15 protein-coding genes are annotated in these 18,201 nt (G+C 38.4%); 10 read left to right on the top strand and 5 right to left on the bottom strand.

The window, feature by feature from the left end; all coding sequences use genetic code 11:
• The first annotated feature begins 26 nt into the window (after positions 1-26).
• Together hrpA and ED622_RS05755 are read left to right on the top strand one after the other, a co-directional pair.
• Positions 27-3,863 (top strand): ATP-dependent RNA helicase HrpA, encoded by a 3,837-nt coding sequence (hrpA, locus tag ED622_RS05760; RefSeq protein ID WP_254052601.1) that lies wholly within the window; start codon positions 27-29, stop codon positions 3,861-3,863.
• A gap of 109 nt (positions 3,864-3,972) precedes the next feature.
• The gene (locus tag ED622_RS05755) at positions 3,973-4,446 is read left to right on the top strand and encodes an outer membrane beta-barrel protein (protein ID WP_122032991.1); all 474 of its coding nucleotides are present in this window, start codon (positions 3,973-3,975) and stop codon (positions 4,444-4,446) included.
• Positions 4,447-4,530: 84 nt separating this feature from the next.
• On the opposite strand, the gene ED622_RS05750 is transcribed toward ED622_RS05755, so the two are convergent.
• Positions 4,531-5,634, bottom strand: coding sequence for a phosphoribosylaminoimidazolesuccinocarboxamide synthase (locus ED622_RS05750; protein WP_122032990.1), 1,104 nt, complete (start codon positions 5,632-5,634; stop codon positions 4,531-4,533).
• A 175-nt stretch (positions 5,635-5,809) separates the two neighbouring features.
• On the opposite strand from ED622_RS05750, the gene ED622_RS05745 reads away from it, so the two are divergent.
• The 4 genes from ED622_RS05745 to ED622_RS05730 all read left to right on the top strand — a co-directional run bounded on the left by ED622_RS05745 (position 5,810) and on the right by ED622_RS05730 (position 9,252).
• Positions 5,810-6,556, top strand: a complete 747-nt coding sequence (locus tag ED622_RS05745) for a DUF2884 family protein (protein WP_122032989.1) — start codon at positions 5,810-5,812, stop codon at positions 6,554-6,556.
• A 23-nt stretch (positions 6,557-6,579) separates the two neighbouring features.
• On the top strand, positions 6,580-6,867 hold the full coding sequence (locus ED622_RS05740; RefSeq protein ID WP_122032988.1) for a glutaredoxin domain-containing protein: 288 nt from the start codon (positions 6,580-6,582) through the stop codon (positions 6,865-6,867).
• 67 nt (positions 6,868-6,934) lie between these two features.
• Positions 6,935-8,617, top strand: coding sequence for a DUF342 domain-containing protein (locus tag ED622_RS05735; protein WP_122032987.1), 1,683 nt, complete (start codon positions 6,935-6,937; stop codon positions 8,615-8,617).
• Between the two features lie 245 nt (positions 8,618-8,862).
• Complete coding sequence (locus ED622_RS05730) at positions 8,863-9,252, top strand: transporter (RefSeq protein WP_122032986.1); 390 nt, start codon at positions 8,863-8,865, stop codon at positions 9,250-9,252.
• A gap of 86 nt (positions 9,253-9,338) precedes the next feature.
• Here ED622_RS05730 and ED622_RS05725 read toward each other — a convergent pair whose 3' ends face one another.
• Entirely contained in the window at positions 9,339-9,722 is a 384-nt protein-coding gene (locus ED622_RS05725; RefSeq protein ID WP_122032985.1) for a hypothetical protein, read from the bottom strand.
• 229 nt (positions 9,723-9,951) lie between these two features.
• Here ED622_RS05725 and ED622_RS05720 point away from each other — a divergent pair, with 229 nt between their 5' ends.
• A complete protein-coding gene (locus ED622_RS05720) occupies positions 9,952-10,716 on the top strand; it encodes a tRNA isopentenyl-2-thiomethyl-A-37 hydroxylase MiaE (RefSeq protein WP_122033183.1) in 765 nt (254 codons plus the stop codon).
• Positions 10,717-10,838: 122 nt separating this feature from the next.
• On the opposite strand, the gene ED622_RS05715 is transcribed toward ED622_RS05720, so the two are convergent.
• On the bottom strand, positions 10,839-11,603 hold the full coding sequence (locus ED622_RS05715; RefSeq protein ID WP_122032984.1) for a DNA repair protein: 765 nt from the start codon (positions 11,601-11,603) through the stop codon (positions 10,839-10,841).
• A gap of 284 nt (positions 11,604-11,887) precedes the next feature.
• On the opposite strand from ED622_RS05715, the gene cysB reads away from it, so the two are divergent.
• Together cysB and ED622_RS05705 are read left to right on the top strand one after the other, a co-directional pair.
• Positions 11,888-12,862: an HTH-type transcriptional regulator CysB gene (cysB, locus tag ED622_RS05710; RefSeq protein ID WP_122032983.1), complete on the top strand. Its 975-nt coding sequence runs from the start codon at positions 11,888-11,890 to the stop codon at positions 12,860-12,862.
• A gap of 33 nt (positions 12,863-12,895) precedes the next feature.
• Positions 12,896-14,092, top strand: a complete 1,197-nt coding sequence (locus tag ED622_RS05705; protein ID WP_122032982.1) for a methyltransferase — start codon at positions 12,896-12,898, stop codon at positions 14,090-14,092.
• 120 nt (positions 14,093-14,212) lie between these two features.
• Here the strand turns inward: ED622_RS05705 and ED622_RS05700 are convergent, their stop codons facing one another.
• Positions 14,213-15,403 (bottom strand): amino acid aminotransferase, encoded by a 1,191-nt coding sequence (locus ED622_RS05700; RefSeq protein WP_122032981.1) that lies wholly within the window; start codon positions 15,401-15,403, stop codon positions 14,213-14,215.
• Between the two features lie 202 nt (positions 15,404-15,605).
• The gene (purT, locus tag ED622_RS05695; RefSeq protein ID WP_122032980.1) at positions 15,606-16,781 is read right to left on the bottom strand and encodes a formate-dependent phosphoribosylglycinamide formyltransferase; all 1,176 of its coding nucleotides are present in this window, start codon (positions 16,779-16,781) and stop codon (positions 15,606-15,608) included.
• 223 nt (positions 16,782-17,004) lie between these two features.
• Between purT and ED622_RS05690 the strand changes: the two genes are divergently transcribed.
• Positions 17,005-18,168, top strand: a complete 1,164-nt coding sequence (locus tag ED622_RS05690; protein ID WP_122032979.1) for an amidase family protein — start codon at positions 17,005-17,007, stop codon at positions 18,166-18,168.
• Positions 18,169-18,201 lie beyond the last annotated feature (33 nt).

Raw genomic sequence — 18,201 nt, 5'->3', positions numbered from 1 at the left:
CACTTAGAAAAGCCCTAAGTGAATGTATGCTGCGTGACCGTTTTCGCCTAAGTAAACGCATTCATGGTGCATCACGCATTAAAAAAGAAGAATCAAGAAATGCCGTGTTTGATGAAATTGCATTAGACATTGCACAATCTATGCAGGTTGCTAATAATCGTGAGATGGATCGTCCGACGATCAAATACCCAGATCTGCCTGTTAGCCAAAAGAAAGATGACATTGCAGAAGCCATTGCCAATAACCAAGTCGTCATCGTTGCCGGTGAAACGGGTTCAGGTAAAACCACACAGCTACCAAAGATTTGTTTGGAATTAGGCCGTGGTAAATTCGGTAATATCGGTCATACACAACCACGTCGTCTTGCGGCTCGTTCGGTTGCGGATCGTATTGCAGAAGAGATGGAAACACAGCTTGGTAGCCACGTTGGTTATAAAGTTCGATTTAACGATCAAGTGTCAGAGCGCACACAAGTTAAATTGATGACGGATGGTATCTTACTTGCTGAAATCCAAAACGACAGATACTTAAATCAGTACGACACCATTATTATCGATGAAGCACACGAACGTAGCTTAAATATCGATTTTATCATGGGTTATTTGCGTGAATTATTGCCAAAACGTCCTGATTTAAAAATCATCATAACTTCGGCAACCATCGATCCTGAGCGTTTTTCAAAGCACTTTAATAATGCACCGATCATTGAAGTATCAGGTCGAACTTTCCCAGTAGAAACACGTTATCGTCCAATTGTTGAAGATGGCGATGATACCGATAGAGATCAATTAGAAGCCATTTTTGATGCCGTCGATGAGTTGTGTGAAGAAGGGTTAGGGGACATTCTGTTGTTTATGACAGGTGAACGAGAAATTCGTGATACCGCAGAAGCACTAGAAAAACGTAACCTACGAGACACTGAAATTGTGCCTTTGTATGCACGTTTGTCATCTCAAGAGCAAAACCGCGTGTTCCAACCTCATGCTGGTCGTCGAATTGTATTGGCAACCAACGTGGCAGAAACGTCGTTAACCGTTCCTGGTATTAAGTACGTTATTGATCCGGGTACTGCGCGTATTAGTCGCTATAGTTACCGAACTAAAGTGCAACGTCTGCCAATTGAAGCGATTTCACAAGCAAGTGCCAATCAGCGTATGGGCCGTTGTGGTCGTGTATCTGAAGGTGTGTGTATTCGTCTGTATTCAGAAGAAGACTTTGTTGCGCGCCCTGAGTTTACCGATCCTGAAATTTTACGTACTAACTTGGCGTCTGTTATTTTACAAATGACCGCGTTAGGTTTAGGTGATATTCAAGCCTTCCCATTTGTAGAAGCGCCAGATAATCGTAATATTCAAGATGGTGTCAAACTGCTTGAAGAGTTAGGGGCAATTAATCCTAACGCTAAAGACTCAAAGAAAAGCTTAACGAAAGTGGGGCGTGAATTGGCTCGTTTGCCAATCGATCCACGCTTAGCTCGTATGGTTCTAGAAGCGCCAAATTACAATGCATTGCAAGAAGTGATGATCATTGCGGCAGCACTGTCGATTCAAGATCCTCGCGAACGCCCAAGTGACAAAAAACAACAGTCTGATGATAAGCATAAGCGTTTTAATCATGAAGATTCAGACTTTTTGACCTTTGTGAATGTATGGCAACATGTGAAAGAGCAACAAAAGGCCCTTTCAAGTAACCAATTTAGAAAGCAATGTCGTAAAGATTTCTTAAACTACTTACGTGTTCGTGAGTGGCAAGACGTTCACTATCAATTAAGCCAAGTAATGAAAGAGCTTAATTATAAAGTGAATCAAGAAGCGGCAGGTTATCAAAGCGTACATACTGCAATTTTAGCCGGTATGCTTTCTCACATCGGTCAAAAAGACCAAGAGAAAAATGAATACCAAGGTGCTCGAAATGCGCGCTATCATATTTTCCCTGCATCTGGCTTATTTAAGAAGCAGCCAAAATGGATAATGGTTGCAGAGCTCGTTGAAACCTCGAAATTATGGGGTCGTATTGTTGCGAAAATTCAGCCTGAATGGATTGAACCACTAGCAGGTCATTTAATTAAACGCAGCTACAGTGAACCGCATTGGTCGAAAAAATCTGCTGCAGTAATGGCATACGAGAAAGTTACTATTTACGGCATTCCAATTGTACCTAAACGCCAAATTAACTATGGTTCGATTGATGCGCCGGTATGTCGTGAAATATTTATTCGTTCAGCACTCGTTGAAGGAGATTGGAATACTAATCATAAATTCTTCAAAGAAAACCGTAAGCTATTGCAAGAAGTTGAAGAGTTAGAGCATAAATCACGTCGTCGCGACATCTTGGTTGATGATGATCAGCTTGCTGAATTTTATGATCAACGCGTAAATACCGATGTTGTATCAGGTCGTCATTTTGATTCTTGGTGGAAGAAAGCACAGAAAGAAACGCCGGATTTACTGAGCTTTGAAAAAGAGATGTTATTCCGAAATGATGCAAGTCATGTAACGGATCTTGATTATCCTAACTTCTGGCACCAAGGTAACTTAAAACTGAAACTTAGTTATCAGTTTGAACCAGGTCAAGACAGCGATGGTGTTACTGTTCATGTACCATTGCCAATTTTAAACCAAGTAACGATGGATGGCTTTGATTGGCAGATCCCAGGTTTACGTCACGAAATGGTTGTTGCTTATATTAAGTCACTGCCAAAAACGATTCGTCGTAACTTTGTGCCTGCTCCGAACTATGCCGATGCGTTTTTATCTCGTTCAACGCCATTTGATGCGCCGTTATTAGATAGCCTTGAAAAAGAGCTGCGACGCATGACCGGGGTAGAAGTGTTACGTGAAGATTGGAAGTTAGAGCAAATTCCAGATCATTTAAAAGTAACCTATCGCGTTGTTGATCATCGCAATCGTAAGCTAAAAGAAAGCCGTGATTTATATGATCTAAAAGATGGCTTAAAAGATAAAGTTCAAGAGACGTTATCTCAAGTCGCAGATGATGATATTGAGCAAAAAGGGCTTAAAACGTGGAGCTTTGGTGAGCTACCTGCACTTTACACACAGAAACGTGGTGGCTTTGAAGTTAAAGCTTACCCTGCAATTGTGGATGGTAAAGACAGTGTTGAAATCAAACTGTTTGAGACAGAAGAAGAGCAGCACAATGCAATGAAAGCTGGTCAACGTCGCTTGATCCTTCTTAATGTTCCATCGCCAATTAAGTACTTACATAGCAATTTACCAAACAAGTCGAAATTAGGTTTGTACTTTAATCAATACGGTCGAGTGTTAGATTTAATTGATGACTGTATCGCTTGTGGTATTGATAAGTTGATTGAAGAGAAGGGCGGCCTAGTATGGGAGCCTGAAGCTTTTGAGAAAATGAAAGAGCACGTTAGAGCTGAGCTTGGAGATACGGTCGTTGAGATAGCCAAACAAGTTGAAACGATTTTGACAACGGCATTTCAAATACAGAAAAAACTAAAAGGCCGTGTTGATTTAAGTATGGCATTTGCGCTTTCTGATATTAAAGCACAAATTGAGAACTTAATTTTCAAAGGCTTTGCGACAGAGTGTGGTTGGAAGCGATTGGCAGACATTCATCGTTATATGAAAGCGATTGAACGTCGAATGGAAAAATTGCCAATTGATCCTAATCGAGACCGTATGCATTTACTTAAAGTGGAAGGTATCAATAACGATTATAAAGAGTTGTTGAATAAAATCCCGAAAGGGCAGCCAACCCCAGATAAGGTAAAAGAGATCCGTTGGATGATAGAAGAACTGCGAGTGAGCTATTTTGCTCAGCAACTTGGGACACCGTATCCAGTTTCTGATAAACGAGTTAAAAATGCCATTGCCGATTGTTAAGGTATCCCCTAGACTATAGGTAATGTCGGCATATTAATTGCTTTACTATAAATAAGATTAAAAAGAGTGGCAAAGATTGCCGCTCCCTTTTTTGAAAATAGGATTGAAAATGAAAAAGACACTTTTAGCGTTAGCTCTAGCAAGCGTATCAGTAACAGCGGCTGCTGATTCACTAATTTATGGTGGCCTACAAGCAGGTTCTGCTGATTACAGAGGCGAAAGCTCAACGGTATACGGTGCACATATTGGTACTGGTATTCTTCCTTTCATTGGTTTAGAAATGGGTGCTTGGAACCTAGGTTCTTATGATTTTGGTAACCAAACAACAGATGTAACTTCTGTTAACTTTGCTGTTAAACCAAGCATCGACTTTGGTCCATTACACGTTTATGGTAAAGCGGGCATGCACAGCTGGGAAGCAGATGGTTACCGTAAAGACGACGGCGTTGACCCATTCTTTGGCCTAGGTGTTGAATACAACATCCTACCAATGTTCACAGTAGGTGCTGGTTACAACAACTTTACTGTTGGTAGTGAAAACATTGATTTTGCTTCTGTTAACCTGACAGTACACTTCTTATAATCACGATATTAGTCGTAGTTATTTGAAAGAATACAAAAATGGCGACCGTATTGGTCGCCATTTTTTTAAGCTAAAAGTGAAAGATTAATCAACTAATTGATATTCTTCTTTTAATACTTTAATGATTTCTGCTTTTGGGTTTTCACTTAGTGTGATTGGTGCGCCAGTAATTTTAGCCGCTATATCCAAATACGTTTTCGATAGTTCCATCATCGCTTCTAACGGAAGTGCATTGTCTTGAGCTAATACAGAACGTTCTTCCATACGATTCTTATTTAATAAGATATCAGGATCAGGGAAATGGTTAAGTAAGAACTGACGGAAACCTTCTTTAGAGTTTTCGATAATATGGCCAGAGCGATACGCATTTTTATCCCAAATACGTGAAGAATCAGGAGTACCTACTTCATCCATATAAATCAGTTTTTCATTGCCATCGGCATCATTAACGTAACCAAATTCAAATTTTGTATCAACAAAGATTTGATCGATTTTGTTTAATGCTTTAGAGATAACCGCAAAGCCTTCTTTAAGAAGTTTCTCGTATAAATCAATATCTTCAGTGCATGAGAAGTTGAATTTCTCATAGCTATCTTCAATATTTTTACGAGTGATGTTCACATCATCAACTTCTGGTACGCCATCAATACCTTTTAAAATGCCTTTGGTTGATGGAGTTAATAGTAATTCAGGTAATTGCTCATCTTTTTCTAAGCGTTCTGGAATTTGAATACCACAGAATTCACGTTCACCATTGGTGTAAGCACGCCACATGGAACCTGTAATATACTGACGACAAATAGCCTCGATCATTACCGGTTTTGCTTTTTGCACAATCCACACAAATGGGTGAGGGATGTCAAGAATGTGACTATCCGCTAAGTTGTTATCTTTAAATAACTGAAACCAGTGATTAGAAATTGCGTTTAATGCAGCTCCTTTACCTGGAATACCTTTAAGGCCGCCTTCACCGTGCCAAATACAATCGAATGCTGAGATACGATCGCTGATAATCATGATAGCCAGAGGGGCATCCGCTGCAACATTGTAGCCTTTTTCTTTAATAAGGCGGCGACTGTCTTCTTCTGTTAACCAATATACAGAGCGTACTTTTCCGCTGTGTACTGGTTTATCAGTGCGGATCGGAAGATCATCATTAACAGCAAGTACTTGTTCGGCAAAATTCATTATTGAATTCCTATATAAACTATTTAAATACAGGACGCATCATACCAGAACTATTTTGTACTTCCAGAACAAAAGCAAACGTTTGCTATTCTTTTGTCTTAAAAATCTATGTTGAGATGAGGAGTGGCGATAAGTTAAACTAAACAACCCAAATAAATAGTAAACAAGGGCAGTTATGCTAGGTAAAAAGACCATCGCACTAGGTATTCTAGTTATGTCATTCAACAGTTGGGCAAGCATGTGTCCTGTCGTCGTTAAAAATGATGTACTATTAAGCCCAACAGGTGATATGAAAGTTGAAAACCCTCAAGATAAATTAAGAATTGATCAGGAAGGGCGTGTCTTTGTTAATGGCAAAGAGATGGATTTGACTAAAGAGCAAAAACTGGCCATCGAAAAGTATCAACAACAAGTTGCAAACTACATTCCTACCGTCGTAGATTTTACCGATAAAGGAATAGCGGCAGCTAATGATTTTGTTAATGAAATCGAAATCTCGTTTGATGCTCAAGGCTCATTTGATTCAGTAAAAAACAAGATTGATGAATATGGCGTAACTGCTAAGCAAAAATTCTATCAAGGAAAAGATTTAATACTTGAGCATGACTTCTTCAAAGAAGTGGATACAACATGGAAGAATGACTTTGAAGTGATGATCCAAAGCTTAGATAAAGAGCTTTTCGCCAGTGTATTTAATTCATTGTCAGATAAAATGCAAAATGGCGAGTTAAACTTTTCAGAATTGCAGCAACAATTTGCTGACGTTCAAACGTCCATCAAGACAAAGATGAACGAAAACAGTAAAGAAATTAAAGCTGATGCTCAAGAGCTATGTGATTCAGCAAAAGAGATTGCAGAGCAAGAAAAAACACTTCACGAATTGGTGCCAGAGTTACAATCGTATCCCGTTTTTACCATTTAATTACAAATAAAGAGATAAAGAAAATGTTCGACACAGCCCAAACTATTATATTTTCAAAAACAGTATGTCCATTTTGTGTTAAAGCAAAAGCAATTTTTGACGATAAGAATATAGCGTACAAGGTATTAACTTTGGATGTTGATTTAAGTAAAGATGAAATGGTGTCATTAATTCAAGAAAAAGAAGGCATTGCAGTAAATACAGTTCCTCAAATCTACCTAGATGGTAAATACATTGGTGGACATGACGATTTAGTGGCGTTTTTTGAGCGTCAAGAGACCGACATAGATTTAGATGACTTTGAACTGTAGAATACAGCTAACTAATTAATATTTGCAGTTTAATTTATAACTGTAATAAATACTAAGAGTGATGGATATGTGGGATTCTCTTCTAACGTTAATACAGGATGACAATAGCGTTGTTTTACGTTTTCCTGATAAGTTTCAGCCGGATGCTGAACCAACTTTAAAAGGGTTTAAAGATTCTTTAGAAGAGATGGGTGCAAATGGTTTTTTCTTTGATGAAAAAATCATCACTACAATTATTCATGATATAAAAGGTGGAATGGTAACCAATCATCAGAATCGTCAAGTAGCTGAACGCCGTGATGCAGAAGTGATTATTGCTTTAGAAGAGCGAGACATGAAAGCAACGATGGCGGTCGTTGGTGCTTATGGTGGGCGAGATATTCAAAGTAGCGATATTATATCGGCTTTGACGAGCATGGAAATCACTCGTGGTATTAGTAAAAATGCATTAAAGAAAATTATGGTATTAAGCCGTAATTTAGAGGCGGGAGAGAAAATATCTCTTCTTGTCGCTAAAGGTAAAGAGCCAATTGATGGTGAGAACGCAAGCTTTACTCCTTTAGTTGAAGACTTTCGTGAGCAAGCATTACAGCCTCAAGAGAAAGAGGGCGAAGAAGATAAAGTAGATATGCGAGATCTCGGTGAGACAATCACTGTGGTCGAAGGAGATGAACTCATCCGTCGCATACCTCCAACAAAAGGCATTGATGGTTTTACGGTAACGGGTGAAATAATTTCAGCGACACCGGGCAAGAATATCAAGCTTAGGGCCGGTAAAGGCGCAACTATTTCTCCAAATGATCCAGAGTTAGTTATTGCTGCGACGTCAGGAATGCCTTGGATCAATCAAGATGGCGCTGATGTAGATAATGCGCTGTGCTTAAATAACGTTGATATCTCAACAGGCCATGTGAAATTTAAAGGCAGTGTTATTGTTAGTGGTGATATTGCGGCAGATATGATCGTAAAAGCAACGGGCAGTGTAACGGTTGGTGGCTTTATTGAATCTGCAGATGTTCAGGCTCATGGTGATGTAATTGCCATGAAAGGGATCATTGGCCACCATGTTGAAGAGGGCGAGGAGCACACTTGTTTTGTCAAAGCAGGTGGAAAGATTACCGCAAAATTCGTGCAATCAGCCAATCTGCAAGCCTCTGGTGATATCGAATTAGGATTACACGCCATTCAAAGTTTTGTGAAAAGTAAAAATTCGGTCACTGTAATGGATAAATCGGGTCGTAATGGCTCGATAGTTGGTGGTGAAATTTATGCTGGCGCTAATATTACAACGGTAAACTTAGGCGCAACGGCAGGGACAGAAACGTTAGTAAAAGCATTTACTCGTTTTGATAAGTACAAAGAAAACATTGCCGATCTAAACGCTAAATACAAAGCTGCTCAAGAAAACACAATGAAAGTAGTACGTGCAGAAATGGATTTAGCAAAAATACCAAAAGCAGATCGTACCCCAGAGCAAGTTGAACGTGTAAAAACGATGAAAGAAGATTCAAATAAAGAGATCACTCTTTCAATGAACCGCTTTCAGTCTGCAGAAGAAGAGTTAAGAAAACAATTAGGCGAAAACGTTGTCAAAGTAACCGAACGTGTTTATCCAAAAGTGACAATTCAATATTCAGATGAGCAGGTAACAACAAAACGTGAGCATAGCCCATGTAAGATTTATTTTAATGAATATGAGATTAAAATCGATCCCATCATCTCTAAAAATACTAACCTTATTGATGGTTAGTCACCTGTTGTTCCAATGATAAAAACCGCTCTTAGTAGCGGTTTTTTGTTATTAAAATGTAGGTGTGTAAACAACGTGTTAGAGCAATGATAAGGTTAAGAGCTAAGAATTATTAAGTGTGATCTCTATCCAGTTTAAAACTTGCGGTGGTTCTAATATTCGGGATACTTATAGCCATGAAGAAAAACATTTGTGCTTTTCAATAGGATGTTGAAAGTAGATGTGGGAATATATCGAGGCAAATTATGGCTAATATCATCGAGTTTGATTACAGTTCATTTCTTATTAATTCAAGTAATCAAAAATGGACGTTTTCACAAGCGCTAAAAAGTTTGATCCCAACTTTTGGTACCATTTGGAATGCGTCAGTACATGACTCAACGTCTACACAAGAAAGACTACGTCTAGAAGCTTTACAAGTCCTCTCTTCGCATATTAATGATGAATCCAATATTATTCGTTTAATTCGTTTAGCTCGAATTGAAGGGATTAGTGACTTAAAAATAAAGTTACCGTATACATTAGACGATGAACAAATCCTTTATATTTTAGACAATACTCATACAGAGATATCTCAAAAAAATGATGAGTTTGATCTTCTTCTAGTGCATTTAAATGAGCCATCACTTAAATAAATTTATGGTTTTCGTAAATAATAGTTTTACGGAAATTATTAATTTATTAAAACTATTATCTTGTTGAAACTGTTACCTTATTGAAACTAATGAAGCACTGTCATTTTTCGGTTCAATGTTACCCATTGAGAGTCTGAAAAATAGTAGCAATTAGAGTTACAAATAATAGCGCTTGCGGTACCACACTGTTTTGCCTTCTCTATGGTTTCTATTTCTGATAAATGGTGTGATGGCTTTAATCTAACCAATCGATTTAATTCAACCCCATGCATAAGTAGAGTTTCACAGCTTGGCATTGATGTATTTGCAGTAATGAATATCCACTTATTTTGTTTTGATAAGCTTTTTAATGTTTGTATAAAGTGCGATTCACACTGTGCGTTTACTAAGTTTGCAGCACTAGTTACGTGTTGTGAGATAGAGTGATTAAATGAGTTTGAGTACGTATTTAATGTCATTGCTCTGTTCATAATAAAATACCTGTTCATCCATACAGTGTGTATTTATACAGTACTTTTAATTTGGTTATTGATCAAGCTATTTTTTAGTATTTATACGGGGTTTCATTTTAATTAAATTTAATTGTTCTGCTATAACGTATTGATATTTATTGGTTATGAGATAAATATGATCAAGAGTAAACGCTAGCTGAATTGATTTGATATAATGCTTAACAGAACTTTCAGATTAAAAAGCGATATGTACGATAAATCATTACTAGAGCCAATTAACTCATTTTTACTGTGTGAAACACCGGATGAGTGGATTGAAGAAGCAAAAAAGCCTGAGAATTTATCTGTTATTTTACGTGATCATTTAATGTGCGAGCTTAAAGCTGCGCAGAGTGCACTATACTTAATTCGTAAATACGCAGTGGATGCAGAGAGTACGAATGTACTGCTTGATTGGTTTAAGCCTTACGAAGATTTTGCTTATAAAAAAACAGGTACTTTAGAGACTCTTAAAGGGAAGAGTAATATCTCTAAAAAGATCACGGCACGTAAAGACTCACCGTACAGCCAAGATTTGATTGATAAGATGGTTCTATTGATTAAAGAAGAGTTGCATCATTTCTATCAAGTATTAGAAATAATGGATCAGCGTAATGTCCCATATCAAAACATCAGAGCTGGTCGTTATGCAAAAGGCCTTTTCACCAATATTATTACGCACGAGCCGTGCACGTTAATTGATAAACTAATTATTGGTGCATTTATTGAAGCGCGTTCTTGTGAGCGCTTTGCCAAATTAGCGCCGTACCTAGATGATGATTTAGCGAAGTTCTATATCTCTTTATTACGCTCAGAATCTCGTCACTATCAAGATTACCTTACCTTAGCAGAACAAGTGGCTGGTGGGGATGTGAGTGAGCGTGTCGCCCATTTTGCGAAGATAGAGGCGGAGCTTATTCAATCATCAGATACAGATTTTAAATTTCATAGCGGTGTTCCAACAAAAGTATAAATATTGGAACTGTTTGTGGAGATATAAAAAAAGATCGCTTAGTGCGATCTTTTTTTGAATATCTCAGCAATCATCAGTTTATTCTTACTGATTAAGTCACTTAATAGCTGTTAAAAACTAGATTACCATTTTTTCTTTGGTTGGAATAATACATCGATGTCATCATCTTTGTTTTTATCTAATTTATCTTGTAGCTCTTGGTCTTGTTTCTTTTTCGTCTTATTGTTTAGTTCATCAAGCATATCTTGCAGTTGAGTACGTGCTTTATTTGAGTAGCCATCGTTTTTACTTGATAGGGCATCGATGCCTTTTTTCAGTAATTGACGAGCAGTACCTGCTTGCCCACGTTGTGTTGCTTCTTTAGCACGCTTCACTACATTTTCAATATTAATGCGAACTTGAATTGATTCAAGACGTGCATTTTCGGCAACAAAGACTTGAGTGTTCACTCGGCCTTTTTTATGTTCCGCTCGTAATGTATCACGCAGACGTTTTACTAACTTAAGCATGATAAGTGCTTGTTTATCATTACTCGGCACTTTGAAGTTTGTGCTATCGCCACCAGTATAGTTAGTTTTTAGCTGCTGAAGCTGTTGCTCCATATTTTCAATACGTGAAGGATAAGAGCGATCGTTCGGCTCTAATTCTGCAATAGCGCGTAATGCGTCCAGAATTCGTTGATTAAGACAAACTAATAACTCTTTGCTGTAAGGTAGGTGATGAGCATTACCGATTAATTCTTCAGTTGAGTCAATGATAACCATATGTTTTGCAGACTCTTGTTTTTTAGCAGATTCAATCTTTGTTCTGTATTGAACAATGATGTTATAGCCAATAATCAAGGTAAGTAGAATCGCAAAAAGTCCAATAATAAGAGCAATATTCATATTTTTATCATACGTCCAATAGTAATTTTTCCAGTGTAACAGCTTGTAATCTAAATGAATAGCAAGGGCTTCATTCTTAAGACCAAATTACTCGAAAGTAATTTATCATACTAGTTATTCCTTAAGCTTATCGACAGCTGTTCACATTTCTTTAATTTTTCTGGCTAAAAAACAAACAGTTGATGAAAATTAGGTTGAAGCCTTTGAAAATAGATGGGAATGAGTATATAACTATATCGTATAAGTAAAATTTAATTTAATGTAAAGGATTACAGGTAAATAACATGAAATTACAACAACTCAGATATATTGTAGAAGTGGTTAACCATCGCTTAAATGTGTCTTCAACCGCAGAAGCTCTTTATACCTCGCAACCTGGTATCAGTAAACAAGTACGTTTATTGGAAGATGAATTAGGTGTTCAAATCTTTGAACGAAGTGGTAAACATCTAACTCGTGTTACGCCATCAGGTGAAGAGATTGTTAAAATATCTCGTGAGATCCTTTCTCGTGTGGAGAGCATAAAGTCAGTCGCTGGTGAACACACTCATCCAGAACGTGGTGTGTTGAATATTACCACGACACATACTCAAGCTCGTTACGCATTGCCTGATGTGATTAAAGGATTTAAAACACGCTACTCTGATGTTTCTTTACATATGCATCAAGGCACACCAACACAAATGTCTGATGCTATAGCCAAAGGTACGGCAGACTTTGCTATTGCCACCGAAGCGCTGCATTTGTACCAAGATGCGATCATGCTCCCTTGTTATCACTGGAACCGTTCTATTGTGGTGACAAAAGATCATCCATTAGCTCTTAAATCAAACGTAACAATTGAAGATTTAGCCGCTTATGACTTGGTTACTTATGTCTTTGGTTTTACTGGTCGCTCAGCACTAGATAGTGCATTTAATAAAGCAGGACTAAAACCAAAAATAGTCTTTACAGCAACAGATGCTGACGTAATTAAAACGTATGTTCGTTTAGGCATCGGCGTCGGCGTTATTGCAAGTATGGCTATGGACCCTGATCGTGACTCAGACTTGGTAGCTTTAGATGCAAGCCATATATTTGATGCAAGTACAACAACGATTGGTTTCAAACGTGGTTCATTCCTAAAAAGCTACATGTTTGATTTTATGGAACGTTTTGCACCGCACCTAACGCGCCCAATTGTAGAGCAAGCAACAATGCTTAAAAATAATCATGAAATTGAAGAGATGTTTAAAGACATTAATCTCCCTGTCCGTTAAGATCCCCCTGATACTATTTTCAGGGCCGCTCTCATGCATTCTCAGCAGTTTTTAGACATAGACCGTTTGTTAACCCAGACGGTCTTTTTTTGGCAATTTTCTGCGTTTCACAGTTCAGATTATCCTTGGCGTTCAACACATAATGAGCTCAGTCAGTGGTTAGATTCGTTAGCACCTTGTGAAGTGCTGCGATTAAAGTCTGAACCAGAAGAGTTAGCGCAGATCCTTTCAACCTTCATCCCTGAATTACAAGCACTGTATAAACTTGGACAACTGCCAGAATTTCACGCCCCTCTAAAACAGATGCCAAAAGGCCTAGATAGTGGGATAAATGGTCGTAAATGGCAGCAAATTACGAAACTTAGTGCACTAGGGGCTGATTACTATCAACCAGAGAATGAATGGCTAGAGTGGTGTGGTGGTAAAGGATATTTAGGGCGTGTATTAAACGCGACAACAGCGAAACCCGTTACAACCTTAGAGTGGCAACAAGCCTTGTGTGATAGCGGACAAGCTTATGCTGATACACATCAATTAGCGATGACCTTTGTGCAAGGGGATGCACTCTCTGAACGCTGTGGTGAGTTAATCAAAGAAAAACAACATGCTGTAGCGCTACATGCGTGTGGTGACTTACACATCAATTTATTGAGAGAGGGGATCGTTAATCATATTGATGCAGTTACCATTTCACCGTGTTGTTTCCATCTCACAAAAGATGAAAGCTATGTCAGTCTCTCAGCATTAGCCAATCAATCTGCATTGGTATTATCAAAAGAAGATTTACGCTTACCATTACAAGAAACGGTGGTTGCAGGACAACGAACCTTACAGCACCGTGAGTTAGAAATGTGCTTTCGTTTAGGCTTTAAGGCATTACAACAATCATTGAGTGAGAGTAATGCATATCTTTCTATCCCAAGCATTAAAAAATCATTATTAAGTGATGGTTTTGAAGCCTTTTGTGATTGGGCTGCTGAGAAAAAAGAACTGATATTACCAGACAACACAGATTATGAATTCTGGCTAGAAAAAGGAAAGACAGCTTTTGTTATGATGGAGAAATGCGACTTGATCCAACACTTATTTAAAAGACCGTTAGAAGTGTGGCTCTGTTTAGATCGCGCATTATTAATGGAAGAGTCAGGCTATGAAGTACGAATAGGGCAGTTTTGTTTAAAAGAAGACACGCCCCGTAACATTGTTATTCAAGCAAGACTATTTAAGTAAGGCTATTCACCCACGAATTTTCGTTGCGTAAAACAGAAAGTAAAAGTCGTCGTTGAATTGATGAAATAAAAAAAGGCGCTAAATTAAGCGCCTTTAATTATTTCATGCATGCTCGGAGGATTAAAGAACCGCCGCAATTCCTTTACATAAAGGAAGCATATTGTCTTTTGTCATGCCAGCAACACTGATACGGCCAGAGCCTACGATATAAATAGCAAACTCATCTTTTAAGCGGTTAACTTGCTCTTTAGAAAGACCAGAGAAAGAGAACATGCCGTTTTGACCTTCAATAAAGCTAAAGTCAGCAGCAACGCCTTGCTCTTTTAATGTAGCTACAAATAGGGTACGCATCTCTTGAATACGATCACGCATTTCAGCTACTTCTTGTTCCCACTCTGTACGTAGTGCATCATCATTTAAGATATGCGTAACAACAGCAGCACCGTGAGCAGGTGGGTTAGAGTAGATAGAACGAATGATTGCTTTTACTTGAGAGAAGGCATCAGAAGCAACAGCTGCATCTTTTGCTACCAGCGTAAATGCACCAACACGTTCGTTGTATAGACCGAAGTTTTTCGAGAATGAACTTGCTACTAATAATTCAGGGCAGTACTGAGCAAAAACACGTAAACCAGAAGCATCTTCTTCAACACCTTTTGCAAAACCTTGGTATGCAAAATCAAATAAAGGTAATAACCCTTTTTCTGAACACAGTTTTGCTAATTCTTCCCATTCAGCAGCCGTTGGATCGATACCCGTTGGGTTATGGCAGCAACCGTGAAGTAAAACTACATCGCCTTCACTTGCTTGCTGAAGATCAGAAAGCATCGCAGCGAAGTCTTTTGATTTAGTTTCAGCGTTATAGTAGCTGTATTGCGCAGTTTCAATTCCTGCTGCAGTAAATACACCAATGTGGTTTGCCCACGTTGGATTACTGATCCAAATTTTCACGTCGCCTAATTGACGTTTAATAAACTCACCAGCAACACGTAGTGCGCCTGTGCCACCGGGTGCTTGAGCTGTTTGAGCGCGTTTTTCAGTGATAACTTGAGCATCAGCACCAAATAATAGTTTTTGAACTGCAAGGCCGTATTCAGCAGTCCCTTGAATTGTTAGGTATGACTTTGTTTTTTCAGTATCAAGCAATACCGCTTCTGCTTTTTTTACTGTTTTTAGTACAGGAGTTTGACCTGCTTCGTTCTTATAAATACCAACACCAAGGTTGATTTTTTCAGCACGAGGGTCATTTTTAAATTCGTCAGTAAGCCCAAGTATTGGGTCAGCTGGAGCGGCAGAGATTTTTTCAAACATAGTCATCATCCATGGTGAGAGGTTAAATATAAATAAAGAATCAATATCCGTTATTTATACCTGTTAACCTTGTAAGTTTGCAACGGTTAGATAACGAAATGATCAAATTTTTTTAATTAAAGATAAAAATCGAATTGAGATGGGATAAAAGACAACAAAGCAGCACATAAATACCGCTCTGTTGTGAGATTATCTGTATTGACTAATAAGTGATTTTAACTTTATTAGAAGCCGAAATTGCATCTTCAATTGCTAGTTCTAGGCTATCACGACGAGTAATCGCTACACCTAAACGACGACGGCCATCAATCTCTGGTTTACCGAATAACTTAACTTGAGTTTGAGGCTGGCTAAGTGCGTCGGCTAATCCATCAAAGCGGATATTAGTTGATGTTCCTTGGCCTAAAATAACAGAAGAAGCAGAAGGGCCATATTGAGTAATGCTGTTAATTGGCATTCCAGTAAAGGCGCGAACATGCAAAGCAAACTCAGACATTTCTTGAGAAATAAGCGTAACTAAACCAGTATCGTGTGGACGAGGTGAAACTTCATTAAAGTAAATGTTGTCACCCTTAATGAATAGCTCAACACCAAACAAGCCGTAACCACCTAGTGCATTCACTACTTTTTCAGCAGCGTCTTGAGCCAGTTTAAGTGCGGCTTCTGTCATAACCTGTGGTTGCCATGATTCACGGTAATCACCATCTTCTTGTCTGTGACCAATTGGCGCACAGAAATGAACACCATCAACCGCACGAATAGTTAGCAGTGAAATCTCATAATCGAAATCCACAAAACCTTCAATAATGACTCGTCCAGCACCAGAGCGGCCACCATCTTGAGCATAATCCCAAGAGGTTTTAATGTCCGCTTCGGTTTTAATTACGCTTTGGCCTTTACCTGATGAACTCATTACTGGCTTGATAACACAAGGCATACCAACAAACTTAACCGCTTCAACCAATTCTTCATAAGTATCTACAAAACGATAAGGAGAAGTAGGAAGTTCTAATTCCTCAGCGGCTAAACGACGAATGCCTTCACGGTTCATTGTTAGTTTTGTTGCATTTGCTGTAGGGACAACATTAAGGCCTTGTTTCTCTAACTCGACTAACTTATCTGTAGCAATGGCTTCGATCTCAGGAACAACGTAATCAGGCTGTTCTTTTTGGATGATCGCTTCCAGTGCGTCCGCATCTAACATATCAATGGCATAGCTACGGTGAGCAACTTGCATTGCTGGTGCGTTTAAGTAGCGATCAACAGCGATGACTTCTAAACCAAGGCGCTGACATTCAATAGCAACTTCTTTACCAAGTTCACCAGAGCCAAGTAATAATACTTTTGTTGCAGAAGAAGATAGAGCGGTACCAAACATAATAAATTCTCATGTGATAGTGAGTGTGAATATATCGACATGATACTAAAAATCACCAAATACGCAAACGTTTGCCTTTTGTTTTTTTATTATCCTAATTTTTATAAATTTGAAGGCAAGTCACACTATTGAGTAATTTATTGGCAGTGTGAATATATGGAATTGTATTCAGTCATGTGATTGGTATGCTGTTTTTTTTTAAACAAATAGTTGCATTTAGTTTATGGATGACAAAACCATGTATGTCCCTCATTCAGGACCGACACAGCAATGGGCATTTTACGGCGCATTAGAAAATAAAAAATTTGTGGTAAGTGATTGTATCGACATAAAAGATACCCCAAATGGCTTGGGAAATCCTACATGGTTAGCACAACAGAACGTTGCCAAAGCAAACGCACCAGCGGTAGATCTTTTATTAAAGAAAGGCGCGATATTTGTTGGTAAAACTCAAATGGATGAATTTGGTTTTGGTCTGCATGGCCGTAACCCGCATTATCCAACGATTAAAAACTCAAATTGTGAAGGTCGATTAATTGGTGGCGCATCTTGCGGTGCCGTTGCCGCGGTTATCAATGGAGAGGCCGACATAGGTTTAGGCACTGATCTCAATGGTGGGATCCGTGTACCTGCGTTGTATGCTGGATTATATGGGTTCAAATCATCATCCAGTGCCGTCAATATGAATGGTATTTCTTGTATTGCGAAAGAAGAGACTTCTCTGGGGTGGGTTGCTAAGAATTTATCCGATATTAGAAAAGTTGCAACTATACTAACGCCGATGTCGCCGCTTATGACAGTAGATCGCATTGTGGTATTAGATAGCTTATTTCAAGATATTCCAGACGAAGCAAAAGTAAAATTAGAGAAATTAATCGCCTCATCACCTTATAAAATTGTTCGTAGTAAAGCGATCAGTAAAATCATTACTAACAAAGCGGCAGAAAGCTTTAAAGTGATCTCAACAGTTCGAGGTTTACGTAATATTGAACCTTGGATTGAAAGTAATCATCCAGTGTTAAGTAATGAAATTAAAATGCAAATGAAGTGGCTCTCAACATTAAAATACAAAGATGAGAGAATTGCATTAGAGCAGCGAGATCTTGTTCAATCCGTTTTAGAATCACTGTTGGATGAGAAAACCTTGTTGTTAATGCCAACCACAACAAACATTGCACCACCAGTAACCGCGTCAGATGAGCAATTATATAAGCTTAATTCAGTCATTTTGAAATACACCTCATTAGCAAGCTTAGCTGATCTACCTCAGCTGCATTTACCTTGGTTTTCCGTAAACGATTCACCATGGGGGATCTCGTTACTGGGTAAAAAGGGTATGGATAGACAATTGATTGATGCAGCAATTCGTTGGAAACAAAATCAATAGACTTATTTGCTTGATGCGTTTTTTAGAAATAGA

This window comes from Aliivibrio sp. EL58 (genome assembly GCF_900312675.1).
In the GTDB taxonomy this organism is placed as follows: domain Bacteria; phylum Pseudomonadota; class Gammaproteobacteria; order Enterobacterales; family Vibrionaceae; genus Aliivibrio.
The sequence above is the reverse complement of the archived record's forward strand: the minus strand, read 5'-3'. Positions and strand labels throughout refer to the sequence as shown.

What these genes read in the sequence shown, in the direction of transcription:
- purT (WP_122032980.1), bottom strand. Translation starts at nt 16,781, where the DNA reads ATGTTTGGTACCGCTCTATCTTCTTCTGCAACAAAAGTATTATTACTT.
- ED622_RS05730 (WP_122032986.1), top strand. Translation starts at nt 8,863, where the DNA reads ATGGCTAATATCATCGAGTTTGATTACAGTTCATTTCTTATTAATTCA.
- ED622_RS05690 (WP_122032979.1), top strand. Translation starts at nt 17,005, where the DNA reads ATGGATGACAAAACCATGTATGTCCCTCATTCAGGACCGACACAGCAA.
- ED622_RS05715 (WP_122032984.1), bottom strand. Translation starts at nt 11,603, where the DNA reads ATGAATATTGCTCTTATTATTGGACTTTTTGCGATTCTACTTACCTTG.
- ED622_RS05720 (WP_122033183.1), top strand. Translation starts at nt 9,952, where the DNA reads ATGTACGATAAATCATTACTAGAGCCAATTAACTCATTTTTACTGTGT.
- ED622_RS05750 (WP_122032990.1), bottom strand. Translation starts at nt 5,634, where the DNA reads ATGAATTTTGCCGAACAAGTACTTGCTGTTAATGATGATCTTCCGATC.
- ED622_RS05700 (WP_122032981.1), bottom strand. Translation starts at nt 15,403, where the DNA reads ATGTTTGAAAAAATCTCTGCCGCTCCAGCTGACCCAATACTTGGGCTT.
- ED622_RS05725 (WP_122032985.1), bottom strand. Translation starts at nt 9,722, where the DNA reads ATGAACAGAGCAATGACATTAAATACGTACTCAAACTCATTTAATCAC.
- ED622_RS05740 (WP_122032988.1), top strand. Translation starts at nt 6,580, where the DNA reads ATGTTCGACACAGCCCAAACTATTATATTTTCAAAAACAGTATGTCCA.
- cysB (WP_122032983.1), top strand. Translation starts at nt 11,888, where the DNA reads ATGAAATTACAACAACTCAGATATATTGTAGAAGTGGTTAACCATCGC.
- ED622_RS05705 (WP_122032982.1), top strand. Translation starts at nt 12,896, where the DNA reads ATGCATTCTCAGCAGTTTTTAGACATAGACCGTTTGTTAACCCAGACG.
- ED622_RS05755 (WP_122032991.1), top strand. Translation starts at nt 3,973, where the DNA reads ATGAAAAAGACACTTTTAGCGTTAGCTCTAGCAAGCGTATCAGTAACA.
- ED622_RS05735 (WP_122032987.1), top strand. Translation starts at nt 6,935, where the DNA reads ATGTGGGATTCTCTTCTAACGTTAATACAGGATGACAATAGCGTTGTT.
- hrpA (WP_254052601.1), top strand. Translation starts at nt 27, where the DNA reads ATGCTGCGTGACCGTTTTCGCCTAAGTAAACGCATTCATGGTGCATCA.
- ED622_RS05745 (WP_122032989.1), top strand. Translation starts at nt 5,810, where the DNA reads ATGCTAGGTAAAAAGACCATCGCACTAGGTATTCTAGTTATGTCATTC.